Below are 3,365 nucleotides of genomic sequence, written 5' to 3'. Positions count from 1 at the left end.
CCACTGTGTCACCTAGTTCGCTTGACCACGGGGTCCATAAAAACAATAAAAAATACTAATAATTTTAGTATTTTTAACTGGATCCCATGGTCAAGCCACGGGATGAGACAGAGGGGAAATTGATCCACGCAACAATGCCTTCTCGTTTTTAGCTAGGAGCGACATCAAACGCTTTTCAAAAACTGTTCAGTACTATGGATGGTTAAATGGGTTTTGTGGGAACTCGTTCCCGGTTCATTTCAAAATAATTAAAAACCAAGCTCATTGTGTGAACCTAATCGTATTAACTCCAATGTGTCAGCATTGGGTTTTCTATAAATTAATACTAAATCCGGTTTAATATGACAATCTCTACAATCTTTTCAATTACCTATAAGGGCATAATCTCTCATATGTATAGGTAATGTTATATCAGCAACCAAGTACCTAACTGCTTTCAGTAAAATATCATCCAAATTTATTCCATGTTTTCTACGTTTATAGTCACGTTTAAACTGTGCAGTACGTTTAATCGTTCTCATTTAAATCAGATAACAAATTATTGATATTACCAACATGAACTAATTTGCCGTTTCTTGCAGCTTTCATAGCTTTAATTGTTTCATCATTTGGGATAAGCGGCTCAAACGGCAATGCTTTTTCACGAGCAACACGAAATAACAGCATACGAACAGCATCAGATAAAGTAAGTCCCATAGCAGCAAGCACTAAAGCTGCTTCTTCTTTCACGTCTTCATTAATACGGGCTCGCACAATAGAATCAGCAGACATAAAAATCTTCTTTCAATAATGTAGCTACATTGTAGCACGCATATTAAAAACTTTCAAGATTAAAAACCAAGTTTTTTATATATTTTTTCTTAATTATTGCCTCATTAATGAAAATCCCCGATCTTTCTTATTATATTATTTGCAAAGACTCGATAAATTAATTTACCTATCAATATTGTTATAAATGCAATAATAATGCCGTAGATTATATCACTTGGGTAATGCATGGCAAGGCTTATGCGAGATAATGACACGAGTATAATAACACAAATCATTAAGATTTTTAATGGTAATTTAATATAATCCCAAATAAAATACGTTACTAAAACGCTAAGAGCTGCGTGGTTGCTTGGAAAGCTTGAAAAGCATCTTTCGTTTGCAGTATTTATTACGGTCATGAAACTATCCACAGGAAGACTGCAATAAGGGCGAGGGAAATTAACTGAAAATTTAAGAGCGGTAAAAATTAAACCGAATACCCCGTATATTATAGCGATTTCAACTAATTTATTATAACCGTGCCAAAATTTATTTTGCCGTTCATTATCATTTTTAATTTTCTTTAATTGAATATAAAAATATATACAGTATAAAATATATATTAAGGCGAAATTAGCGATATTAAAACAAAACGAAATTATTTTTAAAAAATAAGGTATTAGACCAATGTTAGTAATGTTATTCAAAAATAAGAATATTTCTTGATTTAAGCCGCAAAAATTATAAAAAACTTCAAACATCATTTTAAATATTTATGTTGCAAGTAACAATACTTGGGTGTGGAGCATCTATAGGCGTACCGGTGATCGGGTGCGATTGCAGTATATGCACATCTCCTTCAAAGTACAATAAAAGGACTAGATCAGCAATATATATTAAAGATGAAAATAGTCAAATATTAGTTGATTTCGGTTTTGATATTAGAAATCAACTATTACGAGAAAAGATAAATAAGCTCGATTGTGCTATATTAACACATTATCATTCCGATCACGTTAACGGCATCGATGATTTACGGGTATTTACTTTTATGCAAGATAAGCCATTCGAAATCTATACAGATCACGATAGTGCGGCAAAGCTCCATACAAAATTTGATTATCTATTTAATAATAAATTATTTAAGTTTGGGCGACTATTCACAACTCAATCTGTTAGTTTTTTTGATAAAATTAAGATTAATACTATCGAAATACAATTTTTTAGACAGCATCACGGCCCTATAGATAGCTTGGGCTTACGTATAGGTGATTTTGTTTATTCGTCCGATGTAATCGATTTTCTGCCTGAATCAGAAAAATTTTTAAAAGATATAAAAATATGGATATTAGATTGTATGGATTATAAATCAAATCCGAATCATGTAGGGCTTGATAAAGTTCTAGAATGGCGTGAAAAATATAAACCTGAGCAGATATTATTAACCAATATGAGACACACGATAGATTATCATGAGATTACGAAAATGCTTCCAAATAACGTTAAGCCGCTTTATGACGGTTATAAATTTACGGTCTAGTTTATGATTATTTTAGAAAAAGTCTGTAAGTGTTATGGCAAGAATTACGCAATTAAGAATATTGATTTAAGTTTTACTACTAAGGAAACTACTGTAATAATAGGTCCTTCGGGAAGCGGTAAAACTACTCTGCTTAGAATTTTAAATAATTTAGAAGAACCAAGTAGCGGTACTTTTTTGGTAGACGGGAAGAAGCTATTACCTAAAGATAGGAGAAAGCTTCGCTTAAAAGTCGGTATGGTTTTTCAAAATTTTAATCTCTTTCCGCATTTAACGGTAGGAGAAAACCTAATCTATACTCCGGTAAATGTTTTAAATTTGCCAAAAGAACAAGCAATTTCTATGGCAAAGGAATTACTTGCAAAATTTAAGCTAACGCAAAAATTTGACTCATATCCGGCAAGCCTATCAGGAGGGCAAAAACAACGTATAGCAATAGCAAGGGCTTTAATGATGAAGCCGGAAATTTTGTTATTCGACGAACCGACTTCGGCACTCGATCCTGAAAATATTAAAGATGTTATAGAGAATATAAATTTAAAAGATCAAATGAGTATGGTAGTAGTCACGCACCATTTGAAGTTTGCAAAATTAATAGCGGATCGTGTTATTTTTATGGATCAAGGGCAGATTTTAGCAAACCAGCCTGCCGAGGATTTTTTTAGTAAACCGGCATCGCATCGAGCTAGGTTGTTTTTAGAGAATATAGGCGATTTAATGTGATTTTCTTGATAAAGATAAAATTATAGCCTATAATTAGTATTTAATTTAGTATTAATTATAGGTATACTCGATGAACTTGAAAAATTGGCTATGTCGTCTAATAAGTTCTGCGGTGCTTACGTATTAAGTATACGCTCCGCTCCTCGTCTTACAGACCGATTACTCTTTTCCAAGTTGATCTTTCGTATAACTTTCTTCGTTTACTTGGAGTCTAATAATGGAACATATTTATGCAAATCTAACAGTTAGTATATCAGAATTTAAAAAAAGCCCTACTGCATTATTGGATAAGGCAAGCGGTGAGCCTGTTGCCTTATTAAATCATAATAAACCGACTGCTTATCTAATTCCG

General features: G+C 32.5%; 4 protein-coding genes and 2 pseudogenes. 3 read left to right on the top strand and 3 right to left on the bottom strand.

Annotated features, from left to right (window positions below):
* Positions 1 to 248 precede the first annotated feature (248 nt).
* The 3 genes and pseudogenes from REIS_RS17435 to REIS_RS07275 form a co-directional block, all read right to left on the bottom strand.
* Positions 249 to 521: pseudogene (locus REIS_RS17435) on the bottom strand (type II toxin-antitoxin system YafQ family toxin).
* Complete coding sequence (locus REIS_RS07280) at positions 508 to 771, bottom strand: type II toxin-antitoxin system RelB/DinJ family antitoxin (RefSeq protein WP_008580684.1); 264 nt, start codon at positions 769 to 771, stop codon at positions 508 to 510. The pseudogene REIS_RS17435 and the gene REIS_RS07280 overlap by 14 nt, the downstream one beginning before the upstream one ends.
* A gap of 93 nt (positions 772 to 864) precedes the next feature.
* Positions 865 to 1,511 (bottom strand): annotated as a pseudogene (locus REIS_RS07275) (phosphatase PAP2 family protein).
* Positions 1,512 to 1,525: 14 nt separating this feature from the next.
* On the opposite strand from REIS_RS07275, the gene REIS_RS07270 reads away from it, so the two are divergent.
* The 3 genes from REIS_RS07270 to REIS_RS15885 all read left to right on the top strand — a co-directional run.
* Positions 1,526 to 2,290, top strand: a complete 765-nt coding sequence (locus REIS_RS07270; RefSeq protein ID WP_008580679.1) for an MBL fold metallo-hydrolase — start codon at positions 1,526 to 1,528, stop codon at positions 2,288 to 2,290.
* 3 nt (positions 2,291 to 2,293) lie between these two features.
* On the top strand, positions 2,294 to 3,013 hold the full coding sequence (locus tag REIS_RS07265) for an amino acid ABC transporter ATP-binding protein (protein ID WP_008580677.1): 720 nt from the start codon (positions 2,294 to 2,296) through the stop codon (positions 3,011 to 3,013).
* A 217-nt stretch (positions 3,014 to 3,230) separates the two neighbouring features.
* Positions 3,231 to 3,365: type II toxin-antitoxin system Phd/YefM family antitoxin (locus REIS_RS15885; RefSeq protein ID WP_008580676.1), on the top strand; the 135-nt coding region annotated here is incomplete at its 3' end.

The sequence above is a fragment of the Rickettsia endosymbiont of Ixodes scapularis genome (assembly GCF_000160735.1).
Classification (GTDB): domain Bacteria; phylum Pseudomonadota; class Alphaproteobacteria; order Rickettsiales; family Rickettsiaceae; genus Rickettsia; species Rickettsia tamurae.
This window is presented reverse-complemented; position numbering and strand designations above follow the sequence as displayed.

What these genes read in the sequence shown, in the direction of transcription:
- REIS_RS07280 (WP_008580684.1), bottom strand. Translation starts at nt 771, where the DNA reads ATGTCTGCTGATTCTATTGTGCGAGCCCGTATTAATGAAGACGTGAAA.
- REIS_RS07265 (WP_008580677.1), top strand. Translation starts at nt 2,294, where the DNA reads ATGATTATTTTAGAAAAAGTCTGTAAGTGTTATGGCAAGAATTACGCA.
- REIS_RS07270 (WP_008580679.1), top strand. Translation starts at nt 1,526, where the DNA reads ATGTTGCAAGTAACAATACTTGGGTGTGGAGCATCTATAGGCGTACCG.